The 1,473-nt window shown below is 48.4% G+C and carries 1 protein-coding gene; it reads left to right on the top strand.

Annotated features, from left to right (window positions below; genetic code table 11):
- On the top strand, positions 1 to 1,473 hold a 1,473-nt coding region (locus R8269_RS24255), incomplete at both ends, for a lamin tail domain-containing protein (protein ID WP_318222780.1).

Here is a 1,473-nt window from a genome sequence, read left to right as displayed (position 1 = left end):
TCCCAGTACGTAGAAGGTGGCTCGTATAATAAAGCGGTCGAGATCGCGAATACCGGTGATGCCGCAGTCACGCTAACAGGTTATGAGCTAGCGAAATCATCTAATGGTGGTGGCACTTGGGGCAGCAAGATCGATTTGAGCCAAGTAACGTTGCAAGCGAAGCAGGTGTTTGTTCTTGCCCATGGTGATGCCAGCGATGCGATTAAAGCAGTGGCTGACCAGACCGATAAAAACGTCGCGAACTTTAATGGTGACGATCCTCTCGCACTACTAAAAGATGGTGAAGTTCACGACATGGTCGGCGTGATGGGTGGTGTAGCATTTGGCAAAGACGCCACTTTGGTACGTAACGGTGACGCACTGACGCCTTCTGCGACTTTCCAATCTTCTCAATGGACAACGTTAGCAAAAGACAACATTGATGGCTTGGGCGAGCTGAATGCAGCTGAGCCACCTGCAGCATTTGTGTGTGAAGTGGATGGACACGCGCCAACGTTCACATCCATTCAAGACATTCAAGGTGAAGGTGCTTCTTCGCCATTTATCGATGGTTACCCATACATTACGACAGAAGAGCATTTTGTTACTGGTGTCGTGAGCGCTGTTACTAGCGGTTTGACGAAAGGCTTCTACCTGCAAGCTATCGAGAACGATAACAACGATAAGACGTCAGAAGGTCTATTTATTCATACGAACGCCGCAGATACCGAGCTAAAGCCTGGTGACGTAGTTTGTGTGAAAGGTAAGGTTCAGGAGTACTACAGCAATACTCAGCTTTCTTCTGACGCAACCAGCTATGTAAAAACTGGCACGTCAGACATTCCATTGGTGACGCCGCTTGTGATCAAAGAAGGCGAAACTCTGCGTGATGCGTTAGAGCGCCATGAAGGGATGCAAGTGACGCTGAACTCAGCCAGTGATTTGTTTGTTACTCGTAACTTCTCTTACGATTACGATTCAAAACGTAACAACATGATGTTGTCGCACCAAGCTCCGCTCTTTAAGCCAACTCAGCTTCACGCAGCAGACAGTGCAGAAGCGGTCGCGCTAGCAAAACAAAATGCAGAGAATCGAGTTTTCCTAGAATCTGATGCCAAAGCACCGAACGGCGAAATTCCTTACTACCCTGAGTTTGGTCAAGATTTGGATCAAGACGGTTCATCTGAACAGCACATTCGCTTAGGTTCGCGCGTTGAAGGCTTACAGGGCGTAGTGAACTACAGCTACAATGAATACCGTCTGATCGCGACGAACGATGTAAATAACACTAGCTTTGTGGCAGCGGGTGATGGCTTTGATGTAGAACGTAAAGCGGCGCCAGCTATCGCAGAGTCGGATTTACGCGTTGCAAGCTTTAATGTGCTTAACTACTTCACTTCGGTTGCAGACAGCGGAAACAACAACCCGACAGGCCAAAACCGTGGCGCGACGAATCACGATGAGTTCTTGATCCAACAAGCGAAGATCGTGTCT

Source organism: Vibrio sp. Vb0667, assembly GCF_033391095.1.
Note: the sequence above shows the minus strand (reverse complement) of the source record. Positions and strands in the feature narration are given on the sequence as shown.